Annotated in this window: 14 protein-coding genes; 10 read left to right on the top strand and 4 right to left on the bottom strand. The window is 42.4% G+C overall.

From position 1 onward, the window contains the following. Positions 1-80: 80 nt before the first annotated feature. The 5 genes from mreC (at position 81) to H571_RS0100620 (ending at position 7,601) form a co-directional block, all read left to right on the top strand. A complete protein-coding gene (gene mreC / locus H571_RS13710; RefSeq protein ID WP_084482572.1) occupies positions 81-959 on the top strand; it encodes a rod shape-determining protein MreC in 879 nt (292 codons plus the stop codon). After that, complete coding sequence (gene mreD, locus H571_RS0100635) at positions 952-1,440, top strand: rod shape-determining protein MreD (protein WP_027847614.1); 489 nt, start codon at positions 952-954, stop codon at positions 1,438-1,440. Before mreC ends, mreD begins: the two co-directional genes overlap by 8 nt. Before the next feature lie 30 nt (positions 1,441-1,470). Then, complete coding sequence (gene rng, locus H571_RS0100630; RefSeq protein WP_027847613.1) at positions 1,471-2,934, top strand: ribonuclease G; 1,464 nt, start codon at positions 1,471-1,473, stop codon at positions 2,932-2,934. A 4-nt stretch (positions 2,935-2,938) separates the two neighbouring features. Further along, complete coding sequence (locus H571_RS0100625; protein WP_027847612.1) at positions 2,939-6,808, top strand: YhdP family phospholipid transporter; 3,870 nt, start codon at positions 2,939-2,941, stop codon at positions 6,806-6,808. Between the two features lie 151 nt (positions 6,809-6,959). Continuing rightward, positions 6,960-7,601 carry a hypothetical protein gene (locus H571_RS0100620; RefSeq protein WP_027847611.1) on the top strand — a complete coding sequence of 214 codons (642 nt, stop codon included), beginning with the start codon at positions 6,960-6,962 and terminating at the stop codon, positions 7,599-7,601. Here the strand turns inward: H571_RS0100620 and H571_RS0100615 are convergent. Next, positions 7,525-8,853, bottom strand: a complete 1,329-nt coding sequence (locus H571_RS0100615; protein ID WP_027847610.1) for an MATE family efflux transporter — start codon at positions 8,851-8,853, stop codon at positions 7,525-7,527. The genes H571_RS0100620 and H571_RS0100615 overlap by 77 nt on opposite strands. A gap of 151 nt (positions 8,854-9,004) precedes the next feature. Here H571_RS0100615 and msrAB point away from each other — a divergent pair, with 151 nt between their 5' ends. The 4 genes from msrAB to H571_RS13705 all read left to right on the top strand — a co-directional run bounded on the left by msrAB (position 9,005) and on the right by H571_RS13705 (position 15,811). Continuing rightward, positions 9,005-10,591 carry a bifunctional peptide-methionine (S)-S-oxide reductase MsrA/peptide-methionine (R)-S-oxide reductase MsrB gene (gene msrAB / locus H571_RS0100610; protein WP_027847609.1) on the top strand — a complete coding sequence of 529 codons (1,587 nt, stop codon included), beginning with the start codon at positions 9,005-9,007 and terminating at the stop codon, positions 10,589-10,591. Between the two features lie 74 nt (positions 10,592-10,665). Beyond that, positions 10,666-12,273, top strand: coding sequence for an FAD-binding dehydrogenase (locus H571_RS0100605; RefSeq protein ID WP_027847608.1), 1,608 nt, complete (start codon positions 10,666-10,668; stop codon positions 12,271-12,273). 18 nt (positions 12,274-12,291) lie between these two features. Then, positions 12,292-14,022, top strand: coding sequence for a thiamine pyrophosphate-binding protein (locus H571_RS0100600; protein ID WP_027847607.1), 1,731 nt, complete (start codon positions 12,292-12,294; stop codon positions 14,020-14,022). Positions 14,023-14,026: 4 nt separating this feature from the next. Next, positions 14,027-15,811 (top strand): protein kinase domain-containing protein, encoded by a 1,785-nt coding sequence (locus H571_RS13705; RefSeq protein WP_051168036.1) that lies wholly within the window; start codon positions 14,027-14,029, stop codon positions 15,809-15,811. On the opposite strand, the gene H571_RS0100590 is transcribed toward H571_RS13705, so the two are convergent. Then, positions 15,808-17,676, bottom strand: coding sequence for a diguanylate cyclase (locus H571_RS0100590; RefSeq protein ID WP_051168035.1), 1,869 nt, complete (start codon positions 17,674-17,676; stop codon positions 15,808-15,810). The genes H571_RS13705 and H571_RS0100590 overlap by 4 nt on opposite strands. 190 nt (positions 17,677-17,866) lie before the next feature. Between H571_RS0100590 and H571_RS0100585 the strand changes: the two genes are divergently transcribed. Next, complete coding sequence (locus tag H571_RS0100585) at positions 17,867-18,277, top strand: hypothetical protein (protein WP_027847605.1); 411 nt, start codon at positions 17,867-17,869, stop codon at positions 18,275-18,277. A 57-nt stretch (positions 18,278-18,334) separates the two neighbouring features. Here H571_RS0100585 and H571_RS0100580 read toward each other — a convergent pair whose 3' ends face one another. Both H571_RS0100580 and H571_RS13700 read right to left on the bottom strand, forming a co-directional pair. Then, the gene (locus H571_RS0100580; RefSeq protein WP_027847604.1) at positions 18,335-20,047 is read right to left on the bottom strand and encodes a proline--tRNA ligase; all 1,713 of its coding nucleotides are present in this window, start codon (positions 20,045-20,047) and stop codon (positions 18,335-18,337) included. A gap of 132 nt (positions 20,048-20,179) precedes the next feature. Beyond that, positions 20,180-21,487, bottom strand: coding sequence for a peptidoglycan DD-metalloendopeptidase family protein (locus tag H571_RS13700; protein WP_156887820.1), 1,308 nt, complete (start codon positions 21,485-21,487; stop codon positions 20,180-20,182). Between the last annotated feature and the right edge of the window lie 53 nt (positions 21,488-21,540).

Below are 21,540 nucleotides of genomic sequence, written 5' to 3'. Positions count from 1 at the left end.
TGGAAACGCCCCTCTGTTAAAAGAGTGAGGCGTTTCTCTGCGTTTAATAGAGTAGTAATTGATTCACCGAGGATTCGACTATTAAGCAGCTTTTTTCTACCGACGTTTATTCGCGTTATTACTTTCTTCTGGCGCTAGTCTTGGGGATAGCTATGATGTTTGCTGAGCATCGCTATTCAGAAGTTGCTAATGCTCGCTCTTGGATGACGCTCTTAGTCACGCCTGTACAGTGGGCTGCAGATGCTCCTGGTCGTGCTTGGGGCTGGGCTTCAGACAGTTTAGCTAACCGCAATGCCTTGTTAGAAGAAAACCGTGAATTAAAATCACAAACGCTTATTTTGGCTGAACGTAGTCAGGTAATGTCTTCAGTTATAGCTGAAAATGTGCGTTTAAGAGAATTGTTGAATGCTGCTAAGCGTGATGACATAGCTTATATAGCAGGTGAGTTGATAGGTTCTAACTACGACCCCTATTCACAGCAAGTTATAATTAACCGTGGACGACAAGATGGCGCTTATATAGGTCAGCCAGTTATCGATGCTTCAGGTGTTATGGGGCAGCTAGTCTCCGTTAGTCCTTATACTAGCCGTTTATTATTGATTTCAGATATTAATCACGCCATACCAGTGCAAATTAACCGCAATGGTTTGCGCTTTATTGCTCAGGGTAGTGGGCGAGCCGAAGAACTCTACCTTAGCCATGTTCCAGAAACAGCCGATCTAAAAGAAGGTGATCTACTGACTACTTCGGGTATGGGTGGTCGCTTTCCTTTTGGTTACCCAGTAGCAAGAATTACCAGTATTTCTCACCGCCCAGGCGAGCCTTTTATGGATGTTGTTGCTAGGCCGCTAGCGCAACTAGACAGAAGTCGTTATGTTTTATTGCTTTTATACCAATTAGTGGGGCCGGCTCCAGACAAACTAGTCGATTTAAAAATGGAGAAAACGCCTAATGGCTAGTAAAAAAACGCAAGGGTTTTGGGTTATTCAGCTCACCTTTTTAGTTGCGCTTTATTTACAGGCGCTGCCCATGCCCACCTTTTTTTTATACATGCGGCCAGAGTGGATAGGCTTAGTTTTAATTTACTGGTCTTTAAATATGCCTCAAAGGGTTGGTGTGGCGCATGGCTTTGTTTGGGGGCTTTTGTTAGACCTTATTGAAGGTACCTTGTTAGGACATAATGCTATCGCAATGAGTTTATTAGGTTTTTTGTGTAATAATTTTTATCAGCGAATTCGCATGTACTCTTTAATGAAGCAGTCAGCCTTAGTATTTTTATTGATAGGCATAAGCCAACTCGTTTTTCAGTGGTTACAAAGTGTCTTTGGATCTATTTCAAGCATTGGTTTCCTATTACTCCCAGCACTTATTTCAGCTATTTTATGGAATTGGGTTTATGTACTTTTGCAGAGTTTAAAAAGACGCTTTGCAATTAACTAAGTGTTATAACCTACATAAAATGGAAAGAGTATGAGTGAAGAAATACTAATAAATATAACCCCAACTGAAACTCGTGTTGCCCTAGTTGAAAATGGTGTGCTGCAAGAAGTTTATATTGAACGTGCCAGTCGCCGAGGTATTGTTGGTAATATTTATAAAGGTAAGGTTGTTCGGGTTTTGCCCGGAATGCAGGCAGCTTTTATAGACATAGGCTTAGACAGGGCCGCTTTTATTCATGTTGCAGAAGTTGCCAAACCTTCGTTAGAACACACAAGCGAACCTATGATTGCTAGTTTGTTGCATGAAGGGCAAAGCCTAGTTGTTCAAGTCACTAAAGACCCTATAGGCACTAAAGGTGCCCGCTTAACCACCCACCTTTCAATACCTTCTCGTTATCTTGTTTATATGCCACAAACACCGCATGTAGGTGTTTCCCAACGTATTGAGTTGGAAGAAGAGCGCGAGCGATTAAAGAATCTAGTTAATCAAGGCTTAAATGAAATTAATGCTGAAGCACAGGGCGGCTTTATTTTGCGTACCGCAGCTGAAGGTGTAAGTAGCGAAGAAATTTTAGCTGACCTACATTTTTTACATAGAGTTTGGTTGGCTGTTGAAAGACGCATTAAACGCGACCTAGGTATTTGTAGAATTTACGAAGACTTGCCTTTATTTATGCGTTCTATGCGAGATTTTGTTCGCCCTGAACTAGAAAAGGTGCGTATTGATTCACGCGAAAGTTTTCATAAGCTACAAGCGTTTGTTGGGGAGTTTATTCCTAATTTAGAGAATAAATTAGAATATTACCCAGGTGAAAGACCTATCTTTGACCTTTACAGTGTTGAAGATGAAATTCAAAAAGCACTAGGTCGTAAAGTACAGCTAAAGAGTGGTGGCTACCTAGTCATAGATCAAACCGAAGCGATGAATACCATTGATGTTAATACGGGTGGTTTTGTAGGGCATCGCAACCTAGAAGAAACCATTTTTAAAACTAACCTAGAAGCTGCCGCTGCTATAGTGAGGCAGTTACGTTTAAGAAACCTAGGCGGCATCATCATCATAGATTTTATAGATATGGTAGATGCTGAGCACCAGCGGCAAGTTTTACGTCTTCTAGAGCGCAATCTTGAAAGAGATCATGCTAAAACAAAACTAACAGGCGTAACTGAATTGGGTCTAGTGCAAATGATCCGAAAAAGAACACGTGAAAGTTTAGAGCAGATTATTTGTGAACCCTGCCATCTTTGTTTGGGGCGCGGCACTTTAAAAACGCCTGAATCGGTATGCTATGAGATTTTACGTGACCTTTTGCGTGTAGATAGGGCTTACGGTGGTGATGCCTATTTAGTTATGGCGGGTCAGGCTGTAGTTGATCGCTTTTTAGATGAAGAGTCCGCTGCTGTTGCAGACTTAGAAGTGTTTATTAATAAAACTATTCGCTTCCAAGTAGAAACGCTCTATTCTCAAGAGCAGTTTGATATCGTCTTACAGTAGGTTTATGACAAATCCACCCCAAAAAAATACCACATGGCAGTTTTACCTGCTTCAACTACCTCTATGGTCAGCTTTAATCCTACTGGTTATGGCTACCTTGTTGGTGGTTCTGATACGTTTTTTAGTACCACAAATTGATAACCTAAGACCCCAAATAGAAACTTGGTTAACAACTAACCTGCCTTTTGATGTGGAAATATCCCATTTAAGTGGCAGTTTATTTCAAATAGACCCAGCAATTGGTATTGAAAAGTTAACCCTGAGTAATCAAGGGCAAAGTTTTTTAGTCATAGAAGATGTCTACTTTGAACTAGACACCCTAGCAAGTTTAATTGCTTTTGCACCCCGGATGAAAGATGCACGTCTTTCAGGGTTAGAGCTATGGGTAGAAGAAACCCAACAAGGTTGGCAGTTAAATGGCTGGCAAGAAAAGCACCTAGCAGCTAAGCAAGCTAAAAAGAAAGATGTTACCAGCAGTTTTCAGCAGGTGGTTGACTATGCAGAGCAACTCTTGGTTCAAGGTGAGCTTAATTTTTCTGACTTAAAGTTTAATTTTCTTCCCTTAAATGATGCCCCTCTTTTCTTTTCAGCGGAATCCATGAATTATCGTCGTTGGTCTGAAGGCAGGCAGCTTTTTTTTGAGCTAGAAGCTTCAACCCCCACCACACAACCTGCTGAATTGGTTATTACACTGGAAGGCGAGGGGTTTGATGCACAAACCTCAGTACTTTCAGCTTGGTTTAATTTACCGCTAGTTAGCCTAAATGATTTTCAAGGGCTTTGGTCTTCTCAGCTGCAGGAAAAGACCAAAAATATTCAGGGCCAGTTTTCACTTGAAGGTTGGTTGAGTTTAAATAAAGGTCAAGTCAAGGCAGACCTGCAAGCCAGAAACATAGAAGTGTATAGGGATGAACTTTGGCAGCTTGAGTTTGCTGCTGCCGATTTTACTTTAGAGGGGAAGTTCAATCACTGGTCGGCTGATTGGCAAATAGCGCAACTGAATGCGAGCGACTACTTGTTTGATCAACTAGCGGGTCGCATAGGTTATGAGCAACAGCAGGCTTATTTCCAGGTAGAAGAATTAAAGCTAGATCCTTTAACCCAACAGCTAACTCAAGATACACACTTACCAGATGTTGTACGAGAGCTAATTAAAGATTTAGCCCCAGGCGGCAGTTTAACTAATCTACTTATAACGCGTGATGCAAATGGTGAGCTAGAGCTTCAGGCCAACTTAACGGATGTTCGGGTGAATGCTTGGGAAGGTGCTCCACTTGGTAGTGGATTACATGGTTGGTTGCAAGCCGATGCTCAGGGTGGTGAAGTTATTTTTGCAGATCACTCACTAAAGCTAGGCTTTCCTCAGCTTTATAGCCCTGTTTGGAATTTTAGTCAGGCTAAGGGTTCAGTACGCTGGGAACTAGAAGGTGAAGACCTTTGGGTGATAGGTGAAAATCTAGCCGTAGTATTGCCCATTGAAGAGCTAGCGACCAAAAATGTTTATGTAAGTGGGGACTTTGCTTACTTTTATGGCCCAAGTGATCAACGCTTTTATTTGAATCTAGGTTTATTGCCTACAGAAGCCTTAGCGCACTCTCAGCTAGTGCCTGATAAGTTAGTAGAACCACAGTTATTGGAATGGTTGAATTCTGCTTTGTTGGCAGGAGAAGTCCATCAAGCAGGGTTTATCTATGCTGGTTCAATTCAAACCAGTGCAGCCTTTCAACTGGTCACTGACTTCTCTGCAACAGATTTTAAGTTTCAACCCGATTGGCCCAAGCTTAGTCAGGCAAAGGGACAGGTACAGGTTCTAGATGGTTGGGTGAAGGGTGAGGTGTCAGCAACCAATTTTGGTGAAGGGCAATTAAGCAATGCTTGGTTTAATACTTTTTTAAATAAAACGGGTGATGTTGAGTTGCAGGTGGCTACAGAGGTGCAAGCGCCTTTAGAGTTTTTTCCTTGGTTGGTTAAAAGAAGCCCCCTTAAAACACAAGTACCAGAACCACTACAAGAATGGCTCTATTCAGGTCAAATAAAGGGTGATATCGACTTATCAATTCCATTAAGTGAAACAGGCTTAGAGCCAAGTGTACGTTTGTTTAGCCAAATTAGTGATGCCAAGCTAACACTTAGTCAGGTTGACTTAGCTATAACGGAAATTAATGGTCCTTTAAATTTTACTTTAGCTAGAGGGTTAGAATCATCTGGCTTAGTTGGCAAGGTGATGAGTCAACCGGTTGCAGCTGCATTTTATACTGAACCAGCAAGTCACCTAGTATTTTCTGCTGGACTGGCAGCTAAAGATTTAAAGGCACGTTTTAAGTTGCCAGAAGCACTCGAGCTTACTGGTAAAACGCAAATTGTGGGCGAGCTTCCTTTGGCACCCTTTGGTGTTTTAGATGTTACTTCAGATTTTCAAGGTTTGGCTTTTTCTTCCCCTTTACTTTGGAATAAAACCGCAAAAGACAAACGTAACTTTAGGATGCAGCTCGATTTTTCTGCAGATGAATTACCTTTAAGGTTGCAGCTGGCAGATCAGTTAGATTTCTTAATGCACCTAAATCAACCTGCAAGAGGTATTCGCCTAGAATTAGCAGATGAACAAGTTGCTGAAGCAGTTTTACCTGATGCCGAAGGTTTGTCAGCAAGGGTTAGTATTAAACAGTTAAATGCCGAGCCAGTTTATGCTTGGTTTTCTAAATTTAACCTTAAAAAACCTTCTAAACCTGTTACAACTGCACCTATAGCTAAGCTTAAGGGTTTAAATAACGTTAATATTAATTTAGGTAAGTTGAACTGGAAAGATTACGAAGTCGGTGGGCTAGATTTAAATTTACAGAATTTAAACACTGGCTTAAAACTGAATTTCACTGCTGCCTTAGGTGAGGGAGAAGTTTGGTGGCCTGCAAGTACAGAACAGCCCTTAAATATACTAATCAATTATCTGCATTTACCACAAAAGCAAGGCAAGTCAGATGAAGATTCAGCTATTTCTAAGCGAGCTAACCTCAAGCAAACTACAGATTTATTGGCTAATTTTAATCCAAAACACCTGCCCGCTACCTTATTAAAAATAAAAGATTTGCGGTTAGGTACTAAGCGTTTTGGTGATATAACTCTGCAAGCCTCACCTGTTGATAAGGGCATTAAACTTGAACCTTTGCAGGTAGATTTAGAACAAAGTAGTTTAATTGGCCGTTTAGATTGGTTAGTTGGTAGCTCAGGACCAACCAGCTACCTTGAAGGAACTTTATCAGGCAAAAACTTAGAGCCTGCTCTACAGGCTTTAACTGCTGAAAAAGAAGCACCGCTTGTTAGCGAGTACCATAACCTAGCCTTTACTGCTGGCTGGCAAGGCTCTCCACTGGCTTTTGATTTACAAAAAGTTAAAGGTGATTTTAAGCTAGAAGTTAAAGAGGGTTACTTTCCAAAAACTGATACTAACTTGAGTGGTATCAGTCAGGTTTTTGGTTTGTTAAATATGAATACGTTACTGCGTCGGTTACGTTTAGATTTCTCTGATGTAACCTTAAAAGGCGTGAGCTACGATACAATTAAAGGTGAGTATCAACTAGACAAGGGTTACCTAACAACGACTAAACCTACACGGGTTATTAGTTCTGCTACACGTATGACCTTGACTGGCGAAGTCGATTTAATAGAAGAAACACTAGAGCAAGAACTCGTTATAATTTTACCCGTTGCCCAATCCTTGCCCTTGGCTGCTGTACTTGTTGGTGCGCCTCAGGTGGGAGCGGCAATTTGGGTAGTACAAAAAGTTTTTTCTAATCTTTTTGATACCTTTAGTGAAGCTCGCTACAAAATAAGTGGGCCACTTGCAGACCCCAAGGTTGAGCTGCAACGTGTTTTCTAAACAGGTTACTTTTTAAACCTAGTTATTAGAGCCATCTTTCCCTATCCACCTTGCTACCTAGCATTATTTTGCTTTAGTTTTTTCTAATAAGTGATAGACTGGACTGTCCATTCTATTGTTGATTTGTTGAAAATTAAATCTAAGGCAAGCTATGCAAACTTCACTTCATAAAATTACTTTGGCAGCTGTTGAGTTTTTTATTCTTCTTATTTTGGCTATTTTGCCTGTAATAAGTGTTTATACGGATGTTGTTATTCTAGGTAATGATATAGGTGAAATATCAGTAACAGAGCTGGCTCAAGAAACATTATTATTTTTGGCAGCGATAATTTTTTGGTACGGTGCTTGGAAAAAGCCAGCTAGCCGTGGTTTTCTTGTGTTAGTTGCTGGTTTTTTAACTAGCATGTTTGTTCGAGAAATGGATGGTTTTTTAGATGAAGTCTGGCATGGGTTTTGGTTTTGGCCAGCTTTGCTAATTGCACTAGCTTCTATAGGCTATGCTCGCTTTATTGCTAAAAATACTAGCCTTAAGCCTTTAGTTAACTTTATAAACACCAAACCCTACTTTTTAGTTTTAATCGGGTTGATAGTTGTATTAATACTTAGCCGTACTTTTGGTAGTGGTGGTCTATTATGGCACGACCTGTTGCCAGAGGGTAATTCTTCTCTAGTTAAAACCGTGGTTCAAGAGGGGTTAGAACTGCTTGGCTATGCCTTTATTTTTTATGGCTCCTTAGTTTTTCTATATAGGGATTTTGTTTCATTCTTATATAAAGCACCCAACCAAGACTAAGACCACGCAAGGCATTAAAAATTAAAAAAGCAGCCCATAGGCCATGATTATTAAAGCCCTGCAATAACCACCAAGCCAATAAATAGCCTGCTAAAGACACTAGCAGGCTAGTACACATTGCCGCTGTCCAAGTTGCCCCTACAAATACCCCATCTAATAAATAGCAAGCAATAGAAACAGGCACCACTAGCCACAGCCAAGGTAAATAAATAGCAGCTAAAGCTCTAACCTCTGCTAGGTCGGTTAAAAACTTAATTAACTGATAACCACCCAGCCAAAGTAGCAGGGTAAGCAATAAACCTGTCGCAACTGATAACACCACACCGGCATTAAACACCTCTAAAGCTTCTTTTTTGCTACGCGCAAAGGCAGCACCAAACTGACCTTCCACCGCTTGGGCAAAACCATCTAACATATAGCTAGTGAGCATAATTAGCTGCATTAATACAGCATTAGCCGCAAGGGTTGTATCGCCTTGGGTAGCACCTTGGCGGGTAAAAAAAGCTAAAGCAAATAACAAGGCTAGAGTGCGAACAAAAAGGTCAGCATTCACCTTAATTAAGGTTTGCGTGGCTTTAAAGTTAAGTGGTGGGCGTTGCAAAGGAATGTTTAGTTCACGGCAGGTTTTAACTAGCCAATAAAGCCCCACCAAGGCTGCGACCCACTCAGCAATTAAGCTTGCCAAGGCAACGCCATTACTGGTCATGCCTAAGCCCATAACAAAACTTAGGTCGAGTAGTATATTTATCGTATTGGCTAACACTAAAAGAACCAAAACAACTTGGCTGCGTGCTATGCCTAAAGCAACACCCAAAACCACATACTGCATTAAAACTGCTGGCGCACTCCATAAACGGATTGCTACATAACCTGTGGCTAGCTCGCTGGCTTCTGGGCTGCCATCTAACCAACGCAGCATGAAAGGTATGGCGGGTCTAAGTAGCTGTAAGGCTAAACCTAAGGCAAGTGCTAAGTAGAGTGCCTGCATTATTAAGCGCCCCATGGCGGCTGAATCTTGACGTCCAAAAGCTTGGGCAACTAAACCAGTGGTGCCCATACGCAAAAAACCAAAGCCCCAATACAAAAAGCTAAAAACTACCGCTCCTAAAGCCACCGCCGCTAAAAAGCGTCCATCCGGCAGATGACCTAAAACGGCTGTATCCACTAAACCTAGCAGGGGAATACTGCAGTTAGATAAAAGAATTGGCCAAGCTTGGCGAAACAAGGGGCGGGTTTTAATGGGTAGCTTCAAAGGGGCTTGCCTTATAAATTCTGTAAAAACTTTTTGCAAAAAAAAAGAATGATCTGCTGAGTTATTTGTCGAAGCATAGCATAGGCTAGCAGTCCCTGATTTGTGTCATACTTCTGTTAGGCGGTTCAACAAACTTAATAAGTAGGTCAAAATGTTGCGATCTTTTAGCTGGAACAGCTTAATTCTTATAGCTTTAGTTCTTATTTTGCTTGGCTGGCTAGTAACTAGCAGTCCCTTAGCTAAAGCCAATAAATCCAATTTTTTGCAGCAGCTTACCCTGTTGCAGTCAGTTACTAGCGGGAGTTCAACTATGCAGTTTAATAATAATCAGCCCACCCTTGTTAAGCTTTGGGCTAGCTGGTGTCCTTTGTGTTTATCTGAGCTGGAGTTAACCCAAAGCTGGGCAAACGACCCTGACTTTGCTCAGGTGAATTTAATGACTTTAGCTTCTCCAGGCGCACTAGGTGAACTTCCTTTAGAAGAATTTAAACAATGGTACGCTGGTTTAGATTACCCTGATTTACCCTTACAGCTAGACCCAAGCGGTGAGCTAGTTAAAAAGCTAGGTGTGCAGGTTTACCCGAGTTGGGCAGTGTTCGATGCCAAGGGTAATTTGTTGCGAGTGGTTAAGGGCAGTATCAACAAAGCCCAAGCCTTGGCTTTAATAGCTAACCCTGAAGCCGACTTAAAGCAGCTAAAAACCACTTTCTATCAGCCTAAGCAACAAGCCCAAGCAGTACCCATGCATACTAAAAGTGTGTATTTAGCGGGTGGTTGTTTTTGGGGTGTGGAAGGTTATTTTGAACGCATTGATGGAGTGGTTGATGCGGTTTCTGGCTATGCTAATGGGCGAACAGAAAACCCTAGCTATGAAGATGTAATTTATAGAAACACCGGCCATGCTGAAACAGTAAAAGTAACTTATAACCCAGACAAGTTAAGTCTTGATGATGTTTTACTCTATTTTTTCCGCATTATTGACCCCACCAGTTTAAATAAGCAGGGTAACGACCGTGGCACTCAATACCGTACAGGCATTTACACCACCGACCCAGCAGAGCAGCGCTTAGTTGCTACCGCTTTAGCACGTTTAGAGGCACAGTACACCCAGCCTATAGTGGTAGAAAACCTGCCGTTAAGTGGTTTTTATGAGGCTGAAGAATACCACCAAGATTATTTGCTTAAAAACCCTAAGGGTTATTGCCATGTGGATTTAAATAAAGCGGATATTCCCTTACCTAATAAAGTGACTAATCAATCTACCGATAAAAATACTAGCCAGAAATTCGACCCTGCCAACTTCCAAAAGCCAGATGCTGCAAGCTTGAAACAGCGTTTAACGCCTGAACAATTCCATGTTACCCAAAATAACGGTACTGAACGAGCCTTTACCCATGAATACGATGACCTATTTGAGCCGGGTTTGTATGTAGACATTGTTAGCGGTGAGCCTTTATTTAGTTCCAAAGATAAATACCAAGGGGGTTGTGGTTGGCCTAGCTTTGTAAAACCAATCGAAGAAAATGCCTTAGTAGAAGTGGTGGATACCAGCTACAACATGCGCCGTATTGAAGTGCGGAGTAAACTGGCCGATTCCCACCTAGGTCATGTGTTTCCTGATGGTCCTAAATATAGGGGCGGTCTACGCTATTGCATTAACGGCGCTAGTCTTAAATTTATTCCTTTAGCAGAAATGGAAGCTCAAGGTTATGGAGACTGGCAAGCACAAGTAAACTAGTGAATACTAGGTTAATCAAACACTTGTTTGTTTTAAGTTCAGCAAACCGATAAAAATAAAAAGGTGAGCAAACAATGACTGATTTAACCTACCAAACTAAGGTGTTGGTAATTGGTGCTGGCTTGGCTGGCATAGTTACTAGCTTAGAGCTACTCGATAAAGGTCACCAAGTTTTACTGCTAGATGCGGGTGCAGAAGCAGACTGGGGTGGGCAAGCTAAAGAAGCTTTTGGTGGTATGCTGTTAAACAATACCCCTGAACAAAAGCGCAATGGTATAGCCGATTCCAGCGAGCTTTTTTGGCAAGACTGGCAAACAGCAGCTGCTTTTAAACCACAAGACCACTGGGCTAAACGCTGGGCTAAAGCTTATGTTGAGCATAATCGCAGTGAAGTTTATGACTGGTTAAAGAAACAAGGCATCAGCTTTTTTCCTGTGGTGCAGTGGGTTGAAAGAGGTAAGTACGGTGATGGCAACTCAGTACCTCGTTATCATTTGGCTTGGGGCTGTGGTGAAGGTTTAATCAAAAGGCTTTTGCAACGACTTGCCGAACACCCGAATTCTCAAGTTTTAACCACGGCTTTTGCTCATAGAGTAACAGAGTTTCATTTCACTCAAGGGCGAGTTACTGGCTGTTTTGGAAGCCACCCTAAAGGTCATTTTACTGTTCAAGCCGAGCACACGGTTATTTGCAGTGGTGGTATAAATGGCAATTTAGATAAAGTGCGCCAGCACTGGGATCCTATCTATGGCTCTGCGCCTAAAAACCTGCTTAGCGGCGCTCATCCTAGTGCCGATGGTGCTTTGCATGATCAAGTAGAGCAGCTAGGTGGTGAGGTTCGCAATTTAAACTACATGTGGAATTACGCTGCTGGCATTGCTCACCCCCAACCCAAATACCCCAACCAAGGTTTAAGTTTAATTCCACCCCGTTCAGCGCTTTGGTTAGATTGCTATGGGCGACGTTTGGGTCCAGAGCCTTTGATAACAGGTTATGACACCCATGACCTGTGTAAACAAGTAGGAAAACTACCTAATCAATACACTTGGCAAGTGATGAATAAACGCATTGCCGATAAAGAGCTAGCTATCTCAGGTAGTGATACCAACCCTCATTTTCGTGATAAAAAATTGCTTAAAGTTATTTGGCAAGCGCTTAGAGGCAACTCAGCACTAACCCTTGAGTTAATTAATCAGAGTGTTGATGTAGCAGTAGGGCAAAACCTTGCAGAGTTGGCCACACAAATGCAGCAACTAGAGCCAGATGTGCCTATTGACCTAGCCGGTATGACAGCCGATATAACAAGTTATGATGCCATGATTACTGGACCAAAAGGTTTACATAATGATGATCAAGTTCGGCGTTTAAAAGAAATACGTCAATGGCGTGGCGATAGGTTACGCACCTGTAAATTACAACCAATAGTAGACCTTAAACACCTGCCTTTAATTGCACTACGTTTGCGGTTAATTAGTCGTAAAAGCATGGGTGGCTTGCTTACCGATTTACAAGGCCGAGTTTTAAATAATCAAGAAGAACCTTTAATAGGTTTGTATGCTGCAGGTGAAGCGGCTGGTTTTGGTGGCGGCGGCATAGCAGGCATTCGTTCTTTAGAAGGTACTTTTTTATCTAACTGTATTTTTAATGGGCGACGTGTCGCTCAAGCAATCAATGCAGGTTAACGCTGGGAGATAATAACAATGAAAAAATCAGGAGCAGCTTTAGCTCGTTATGCTTTAGAACAGCTGGGTGTTACCCATACTTTTGGCATTCCAGGAGTTCATAATACCGAGCTTTATGATGAACTAAACTCTTCGGCCAGCATTCAGCCTGTGTTGGTTACCCACGAATGTGGTGCAGCTTTTATGGCCGATGCTGTTAGCCGAACGAGCAATAGCATGGGTACTTTATTAATAGTGCCCGCCTCAGGTGTAACTCATGCAGCAAGTGGTATAGGCGAAGCTTTTTTAGCTGGAATTCCTATGTTGGTCATTTGTGGTGGTATTCATGCCGCCAGTGAATACCGTTATCAATTGCATGAAATGGACCAACATAGTTTGTTAGCACCCATTACTAAGGGCAGTTTTCATATTAAGTCGCATGGTGAAGTGATACCTACGCTTTATGCGGCTTATCAATTAGCTATGCGTGGCGAACCCGGCCCGGTTTTTGTTGAGCTGCCTTACAATATTGGTAACTTCTTAGGCGAAGTAGATTTCATGCCTAAGTTTGCTGGCATAGAACCTCAACCCAAATTTGATTTAACTTTAGTAAAACAGGCGGCAGAACTTTTAGTAACAGCTAAACAAGCGGGCTTCTTTTTAGGTTGGGGAGCAGTGGACTGCCAAGCAGACTTAATCGAACTAGCAGAACTGCTGAATGCGCCTGTTGCAACCACTTTACAAGGTTTAAGTGCTTTTCCAGCTAATCATGCGCTACACACAGGTATGGGTGTTGGAGATTATTCAGTGCCCGCCGCGCAACAAGCTTTTAAAGAAGTGGATACGGTTTTAGCCATAGGTACACGCTTTGCCGAAATTCCTACCGGTAGCTTTAGTATGCAGTTACCTGAAAACCTTATTCACCTAGATATTAACCCTGAAGTGTTTAATGCTAATTACCCAGCTAAAATTGCTTTAGAAGGTGATGCGCGCTTAATAGTGCCTGCTTTATTAAAAGCGGTTAAAGAATTAAATCCAAAAACTAGTAGTCTGCCAATCGCTAAAACTATTGCTAAAGCAAAAGAAGATTATTTACAAGAATGGTTAGCCCATACTCAAGATGGCAGAGTGAACCCAGCAGCATTTTTACAGGCTTTGCGTAACGCCATTCCAGATAACACTTTAATGGTTGCTGATGATGGTAATCACACTTATTTAATGGCGGAGCTTTTACCAATTTTGGGTGCTAGGCGCTTTATTTCACCCACCGATTTTAATGCTATGGGCTATTGTGTACCCGCTGTAATAGGTGCCAAATTAGCTAATCCACAACTTCCAGTGGTGGGTATAGTAGGCGATGGTGCTTTGCTAATGACCGGTATGGAAATGATTACCGCCGTACGTAATCAGTTAGGGGTGGTGGTTTTTGTATTTAATGATGGTGAGCTTTCACAAATTGCCCAAGCGCAAGCTTTGCCTTACAAGCGTAAAACTTGCACTCAGTTAGCACCTATAAATATTCAAGCTTTAGCGGCTACAGTGGGTGCTGAATACGTTGCTTTGCACCAAGCTGCAGCTATTGAAACGGCAATACAAGAAGCCTTACAGCTAGCCGCCCAAAATAAACCCGTTTATGTTGATGTTAGGGTGGATTACTCTAAACCTACACGTTTTACTCAAGGCATAGTAAAAGCCACCCTAAAACGTTTTGCACCGCGAGATAAATTTAGAGTGGTTAGCCGAGCTTTAATACGCAAACTAACGGGCTAATAGAATGACCGATAAAACCCAACTGCTAGAACAGTTTTATATTAACGAAGAGCAGTCTATTTACCTTATGAGCCATGAAGATGCGCGTAAGGTAAGAGACTGGTTAAATCTTTGTCAGCAGCAGCTAGCTCAGTTGGGTTTTACGGCAATAGAGTTGGTAGGAAAAGGGGCTTTTGGCTTTGTGTTTGGAGGGCGCTCACCTCAGGGTGAAGATTTAGTTTTTAAATTCTCAAGAATTAATCTGCCTCAAGTAGTGCAAGACCGTTTAGAAGAAGAAGCTTGGATGCAAAGTTTGCTGGCGCATCGCTATGTGCCCAAGTTTTATGAGTACACCAAGTTAGCTCGCCAGTCAGTTTTAGTAATGGAAAGAGCCAAAGGCATAGATTTAGAAGCTTATTCTCTAGAAGTAGGACGCTTACCAGCCAAACTGCTTGTTCGCATAGCTTGGCAGTTGGTTGAAGTTTTAAATGCGATGCGTAACTACAAAAATGCACGAGGAGAAGACGCGCCCCTGGTGCATGGTGATATTAAGCCTTCTAATATTGTTTTTGATCCAGCAACAGAAACCATTCAACTCGTCGATTGGGGTTCTAGTGTATTTGCTCAACTCGATGCACAAGGACAGCCAGTGGATGCCAGTATGCTGGGTTTTTCAGCCAGTACACTAACCAATGCGCGTTTAGGTGATGTGTTTTTTATTGGTGACGAGCAGCTAAATGGTGGTTTAAGTTCACCACGTTTTGATGAGCAGGGTTTAGCAGGAACCCTTTATGCCTTAGCTTCAGCGCAATCTTGCCGCCACGGTATTCAAGCCATTCCCGCCACCAGTTTAGATTTACCGCCTGTTATTGCCGCTAACTTGCAAGAAATGTTAACGGGTGATGAAGCCACCTGTGCTGCCGCGGGTGATAAAATGCTATCCCAAGCCCACCATTTAAAGCGCTGGGTTATGGAAGATATACCCCCACCTAAAATAACTGCTAAATTGCCTGTTTGGGTCACTGAAGAAAAAGAAGCCTTAGAAACAGTGGTTTATAGTTCTAGGCGAACTTTTTTAAGGGCCGAACAGCCAGACCCTAGTTTCTTGGCAGGTATTAAAGACATTGAACTAGAAAAGTATTATAAAAACTTTTTGCAGGGTATGGGGCCAACCGAAAAAGCTTTTTTAGCGGCAGTCAGTCGTTTAGGGCGTTACCCTCTGTTGGGAGGCTTATCTCTCCAATGGAAAGACCAGCAGCTTTTAGTTGATTCTAGCCTTAAACTCCATGATCCAGCCTTAAGAAAATCGTTTATCGACTCAGTCAATAATCTGATTACCTTAGCTAGAAGCATTAACCGTCAAGAAGGTGTTTTTAAAGCTTGTATGTTCGATGCTAGAGCAACACGCCACCTAGAAAGAACCAAGGAAAACTTACCTTTTTTACCACCGGAAGACTGGTGTTTACCCTATGAGATTTTACCTACACCACTAACAGGTGACCAAAGTTATAGCCACTCTTACTTTGAAGATGGAAAAGACCCTGATGAGTTGTTGCGTTTACCTGAGGCTATAATTGAAGCTATCGCCAGAATGAACCACCTGCGCCATACTGGACTAATTATTTTTGAAGCCTTACCAACCCACCTAAAAGTTCATAGCTACTATGTGCTGCTAGACCCTAGTCAAGAAGTGGAGTTTGTGGCCTGTTTAGAAGCAATAAAGGCAGCCATTCCACAAATAGACAACTTGGGTGTAGCTGGCTATATGAAGCTGCCTTATAAAAATACCCGTACTTTTGGGCGGTTTTAATACTTTTCTTCAGAAAGCCATAACTCAGGAGTGAAGCGCACTACCTGATTACGTCCGGCATCTTTAGCCGCATAAAGTGAGACATCGGCATATTTTAGTACCTGCCAGAAGGCTTGCCCATCACTAGGATAGTCTGCAACGCCTGCTGAAATAGTTTTATTAATGAGTACGCTACCAGCTTTAAACTGGAAGTTTTCTACAGCTACACGTATTTTTTCAGCAACCAGCAAGCCATCTTCACTGTTAGTATCTGGAAGAATGATTAAAAACTCTTCGCCACCATAGCGGATAACTAAATCTGACTCACGCACATGCGCTTTAAAAATATTAGATAGATCAATCAAGATGCTATCACCTACATCATGGCCATAGGTGTCGTTTACTTTTTTGAAGTAATCTAAGTCCATCATAATGAGGGTCATGGAAGTGCCACGGCGCTTACATTGGCTAACAAGTGTTTCTGAGTATTCTTCAAGGAAGCGGCGATTACGCAAGCCTGTCATGGCATCATTTAAAGTAGATTCTCTTAAGCTTGCCATTAAGCTTTTTGCTTGTAGAACAGGTGCAGCTTCACGTAGGTAAGATTCAATTAAAGGCTTGGCATCCATTGCACGCTTTAAATCTTTAGCCTCTAAAACTAATTGAATTACACTGCCCACACCACCCGACTGAATAACGGGCAAACAGAGGTAATATTTTCCATCTTGGCGTGCTTCGTTAGAAAAAGAACGGCAGATAAGTGTGTTTTCAGTACCATCAATGCAGTGGCCTGTGCGTACTGCTCGGCAAGCCATACACTTGTCAGTAATATCGCTATTGCACCACTCTATAGGCGCTTGGGCTATATTATTAACACTGATTACATTCAGCTGTTTTTTGGTTTCATCTACCTCATAAATAGAATTACTGGTGAAGTTGAATTCATGTTGAATGACTTCACAAATACGCTGATAAACTTCTTCGCTGGTTTCGTCTTCTTCTATGGCTTGCTTGAATTGTGAAACCTTGACCAAGCCAGAAACTGTATTGGCGGTATCAGCTAAAAGATCGCCATTAACCATAGGTTGGGATTGAATTAAGTGGGCCACATTATGGCGAATTTCACTTAGTTTAGTGGTGATTCCTTCAGACAAACTATTAAAATGGCGTGCTATAGCACCTATTTCATCATTACTCCGTTGTTGTACACGAACACTAAAATCACCTGCTTTTGCTTGGCGTACAGCTTGTTCAATTTCATTAGCTGTTGTTACTAGTGGTTGTAGTAGGCGACGTAAAAATAATAGAGAAATAACAGAGAAAAGTGCAGTTGCACCAACGAGCACTACTATGGTTAATAAAGCAGCGGTACGCATGTGTTTAATGGAAGCAGTAAGGGTGACAGCACCCAAAACAGAGCCTTCAGGTACGGCATGACAATTTAAGCAGTTAACATCACCCTTGCTGCTAGCAATATAAGGAACGGTGGCACGAAATTCAGAGCTAAGGTAACCGCCAACCAAGGTATAAACAGACTCGCCTGTATTAAGAACTTGGTAGTCTGTTGTGTCTGTTGTAGCTTCAATGGTTAACCCATCACCAAACTGTTTTTGTACTAATGGACCACGAATAACTCTTGCTTCATCTAAGCCATCAATTTGAGCAATTCTATTTAACAGTGAATCACGTTCATGAATGGTGCCGTTTAGCATGGATTCTGTTAATGCAACACGAATCATTTCTGCAGCAGTACGCGTTTGTTCTGTAGCGGCACGTATAGAGAAGTCACGAAAGGAGGCAAGGCTTGCTAGGGTTATCACAAAGATAAGTACCAACATAACCGAGGCCAGAGCAAGTAGGGTTTTAGTTTGAAGCTTTAGCATCATAAGTCGCTTTCCTTAGAGAGCTATTTTTATTTTTGGGTCGAGCTATACAACTTTAAGTGATTATTTTGTAACAGTATTAGTGAATAAGGTGTTGTCCTGAGGCAAGGTTTTAGTAAATAGTTACTGCGCATGTTATTTAGCTGTTAAGTAGATTATGCTTAATTTTAAATAAATTAGCGAGGTGGCAAGAATGAAAGACTGGCGAAAGTTGGCTGCTGAAGCCGAACAGCGTCACGAAAAAATACCAGAGAAACGTAAGGGTCCAGACTTACTACTTAAAGCAATTAAGGTGCTTAGTTTTGTTGCTTGGTTGTTGATGCTAGTGGTTATTTTGCTTGTTGAAAAGGCTAAACCTGAGCCAGAAACTTTTTTTGACCGTTGGATGGATTTATCAACGCAACAAGGTTGGAATTTAGACTTGTATCACTCTGCTTTTTTATTAATGCTCTCAGTCATGTTGCTAGCTTTTTTGGGATTAGTTTTCAACTCGGTAAGGAGACGACGTAAAACAGATTCATGGCGCGTGAATTTAATTCTAGTTTTTATAATGGCTTTAGTGGGCAGTGTTCACTACTTGTCTTTGTACAAAACACTAGGGTAACACTTCCCCAGTGTTTTGTTTTAAAGCAGTAGTTAAGCTTTAGGCTGCTAAAATGCTTTAACTAGCCGCAATTTTTTCTTTTATAAAGCTAAGCAGTTCTTCCAGTTTAATGTTAGTCGCTTCAGTGTCACGGCGGCCCTTGTATTCAAGCTCGCCTTCTTTAAGGCTGCGCTCACCTATAACAATGCGGTGCGGAATGCCCATAAGTTCTAGGTCTGCAAACTTAAAGCCAGGGCGACCTTCGCGGTCATCTAGTAATACATCTATGCCAGCGGCTTGCAGGTCTTTATAAAGCTGCTCACTGGTTTCTTTTACTAGTTCCGATTTATGCGCATTCATCGGCACTAGGGCTACTTCAAAAGGTGCAATGGCAGCAGGCCAAATAATACCGGCAGCATCGTGGTTTTGTTCAATCGCCGAGGCAACAATGCGCGTTACGCCTATGCCGTAACAGCCCATAATTAAAGTTGCCGCTTTGCCATTTTCATCGAGCACCGTGGCATTCATGGCTTCTGAATACTGTGTACCTAGCTGGAAAATATGCCCCACTTCTATGCCACGTTTAATTTGTAAACTACCTTTACCGTCTGGGCTAGGGTCGCCTTCCACAACATTACGCAGGTCGGCCACTTCAACTAGAGGTAAATCACGCTCCCAGTTAATACCAAAATAATGTTTGCCCTCTTGGTTAGCACCGGCTGCAAAGTCGCTCATTAGGGCAACGGAGCTGTCAATAATGCAAGGAAGGGTTAGATTAATCGGCCCTAAAGAACCGGGCGCTGCACCCACGGCAGCAATGATTTCATCATCGCTAGCCATTTCTAAAGGGCTGGCAACTTGCGGTAAATTAGCGGCTTTAATCTCGTTTAGCTCATGGTCGCCACGCACTACTAGTGCTATTAAACCACCTTCAGCCGCTTTTACGACCAAGGTTTTAACGGTTTTTTCTATGGCTAGGTCAAACTGTTCAACCAGCTGGGCAATGGTTTTAACGTCAGGCGTGTCAACTAAACGCAGTTCTTCAGTGGCGGCTAGACGTTCTGTTTCACGCGGCAAAGCCATAGCCTTTTCAATATTGGCGGCATAATCTGAGGTATCAGAGAAAACAATGTCATCTTCGCCTGAGTCAGCTAAAACGTGGAACTCATGCGAGCCACTACCACCAATTGAGCCGTTATCTGCGATTACCGAGCGAAACTTAAGACCAATACGGTTAAATATATTGGTATAGGCTTGGTGCATAATATCGTAAGTTTGCTGTAACGATTCTTGCGTTAAATGAAAGGAGTAGGCATCTTTCATAATAAATTCACGCGAGCGCATTACGCCAAAACGAGGGCGAATTTCATCACGGAATTTGGTTTGAATTTGGTAAAAATTAACCGGTAGCTGTTTATAAGAACGCAGTTCTTTACGCACCATGTCAGTAATGACTTCTTCATGCGTTGGGCCAACACAAAACTCACGATTGTGGCGGTCACTTAAACGCAACAATTCTTTGCCATACTTTTCCCAACGGCCTGATTCCTGCCACAATTCAGCCGGTTGAATGGCGGGCATCAATACTTCTTGTGCGCCTGCTTTGTCCATTTCTTCACGCACTATTCGCTCAACCTTGCGTAGCGTGCGTAAACCTAAAGGTAGCCAAGTGTAAAGACCAGAACCTAGGCTACGAACTAAACCTGCACGCAGCATTAACTGGTGGCTAATAACCTGGGCATCGTTAGGGGTTTCTTTTAAAGTGGCAATAAGTAATTGTGAAGCGCGCATGGAATCAGCTGACCTTGAAGTAAAATAGAAATAAATAATAGAAAGGCGAAGACAGAGAATTTACCGCATTTTAGGCAGGGTGTCACTTGCCTCTAACTACCTATACTCTAGCAGTTAGGTAGTTAGCCTGCTCTAGTCTGATTCAGGTAGTAATAATGCAAGGTCTTCTAGTCTAATGTGGCCATCTAAGCCTGAAAAAAGCTGTTGGCTCTGAGATAGAAATTCTTTTAAATTAGAGCCTTTTAGCTTTTCAACGTTAGGTAATTCAGCCCGCATGGAATCAACAGGGCGGCCGTTAATGTGTAGTTCATAGTGAAGGTGAGGGCCAGTACTGCGGCCAGTGTTACCTGTTTGGCCAATAAGTTGCCCACGCTTAACATCCTGCCCACGCTTTACCTGCGCACGTAATAAATGCAGGTAACGGGTTTCAAAACCTTGCCCATGATCAATGACTAGGTAGTTGCCACCAAAGGGGTGCCATTGACTACGAACCACTCGACCGTCGGCTGGTGCTCTAACGTGTGTGCCAGTGGGCGTAGCAAAGTCAGTTCCATAATGGGGCTGTACACGTCCAGTAATTGGGTGACGACGGTTTAAATTAAAGCGTGAGCTTATCCGAAAGCGCTGGGCTAGAGGAATACGGTCAAACGGAGGAATTAAACTAACACCTTCAGGGGTATAAAAACGCCCATCTTGATGACGAGCTGCACGTATTTGCATACGGCTACCTGTGTAGTCAAAAGCAATAAGGCGTGTGGAATAGGGGGTGGGATCGTTGCTTAACCATTCTTGTTCGATTAAAAGGCTGAAAGTATCACCATCACGTGCATCACGGCGAAGAGGAAGGTGACGATCTAAGGCGGTAGCTATAGTGCCTTCTTGCCCTGCAATTTCAGGCATGTTTTGCAAACTGTTAACTAGATAACCGTTTAAAGTGCCTTCTAAACGTATTAACTTAACTTCACGCTGTGAGGTTAGGTTACGAAAACTAAAGCCTTGGCTTTCTCTTAACCATTCGCTGCCTTCAGCACGGCTTTGCCAAAGGCGTAAGGCTAAAAGTTGCCCATCCCTACTGGCTAACCATTCAATATGTTGACCCGGTTGAATGCGGTTAAGGTGACGTTTACCTTCTTTGTTATCGAGTAGTGTATAAAGTGTCGCTAGGGGCAGGTGCCACTTGTCAGCCCAAAGCAGCGATAAGCGATCGCCTGGTTGTAAAGTGTATTGCTCCCAGTCGGGGGGAGGTGATAAAGGGGGTATAAGCGCATTGTGAAAGTCGGTCGCTTCTAGGGCTTCCAACACTTCACTCATGTTAGGCGGTGGTTCTTCAGTTTGTTCTTTATTGCTACTTAAATAAATGGCTAAACAGGTAACTAAAATAAGGCTGCCAAAAAATAATAGTGCCCAGTGGCTCGGGCGAGCAGTGATGCGGTCTAGCATTGTAATCTCAAGTATCGAGCCGGTAACAAGTAAAAAATCCGGCCAGCAAATGC

Origin of the sequence: Marinospirillum minutulum DSM 6287 (genome assembly GCF_000422325.1) — a bacterium.
Classification (GTDB): domain Bacteria; phylum Pseudomonadota; class Gammaproteobacteria; order Pseudomonadales; family Halomonadaceae; genus Marinospirillum; species Marinospirillum minutulum.
Note: the sequence above shows the minus strand (reverse complement) of the source record. Positions and strands in the feature narration are given on the sequence as shown.

What these genes read in the sequence shown, in the direction of transcription:
- H571_RS0100605 (WP_027847608.1), top strand. Translation starts at nt 10,666, where the DNA reads ATGACTGATTTAACCTACCAAACTAAGGTGTTGGTAATTGGTGCTGGC.
- H571_RS0100600 (WP_027847607.1), top strand. Translation starts at nt 12,292, where the DNA reads ATGAAAAAATCAGGAGCAGCTTTAGCTCGTTATGCTTTAGAACAGCTG.
- H571_RS0100625 (WP_027847612.1), top strand. Translation starts at nt 2,939, where the DNA reads ATGACAAATCCACCCCAAAAAAATACCACATGGCAGTTTTACCTGCTT.
- rng (WP_027847613.1), top strand. Translation starts at nt 1,471, where the DNA reads ATGAGTGAAGAAATACTAATAAATATAACCCCAACTGAAACTCGTGTT.
- H571_RS0100580 (WP_027847604.1), bottom strand. Translation starts at nt 20,047, where the DNA reads ATGCGCGCTTCACAATTACTTATTGCCACTTTAAAAGAAACCCCTAAC.
- H571_RS13705 (WP_051168036.1), top strand. Translation starts at nt 14,027, where the DNA reads ATGACCGATAAAACCCAACTGCTAGAACAGTTTTATATTAACGAAGAG.
- H571_RS0100590 (WP_051168035.1), bottom strand. Translation starts at nt 17,676, where the DNA reads ATGATGCTAAAGCTTCAAACTAAAACCCTACTTGCTCTGGCCTCGGTT.
- H571_RS13700 (WP_156887820.1), bottom strand. Translation starts at nt 21,487, where the DNA reads ATGCTAGACCGCATCACTGCTCGCCCGAGCCACTGGGCACTATTATTT.
- msrAB (WP_027847609.1), top strand. Translation starts at nt 9,005, where the DNA reads ATGTTGCGATCTTTTAGCTGGAACAGCTTAATTCTTATAGCTTTAGTT.
- mreD (WP_027847614.1), top strand. Translation starts at nt 952, where the DNA reads ATGGCTAGTAAAAAAACGCAAGGGTTTTGGGTTATTCAGCTCACCTTT.
- H571_RS0100585 (WP_027847605.1), top strand. Translation starts at nt 17,867, where the DNA reads ATGAAAGACTGGCGAAAGTTGGCTGCTGAAGCCGAACAGCGTCACGAA.
- H571_RS0100620 (WP_027847611.1), top strand. Translation starts at nt 6,960, where the DNA reads ATGCAAACTTCACTTCATAAAATTACTTTGGCAGCTGTTGAGTTTTTT.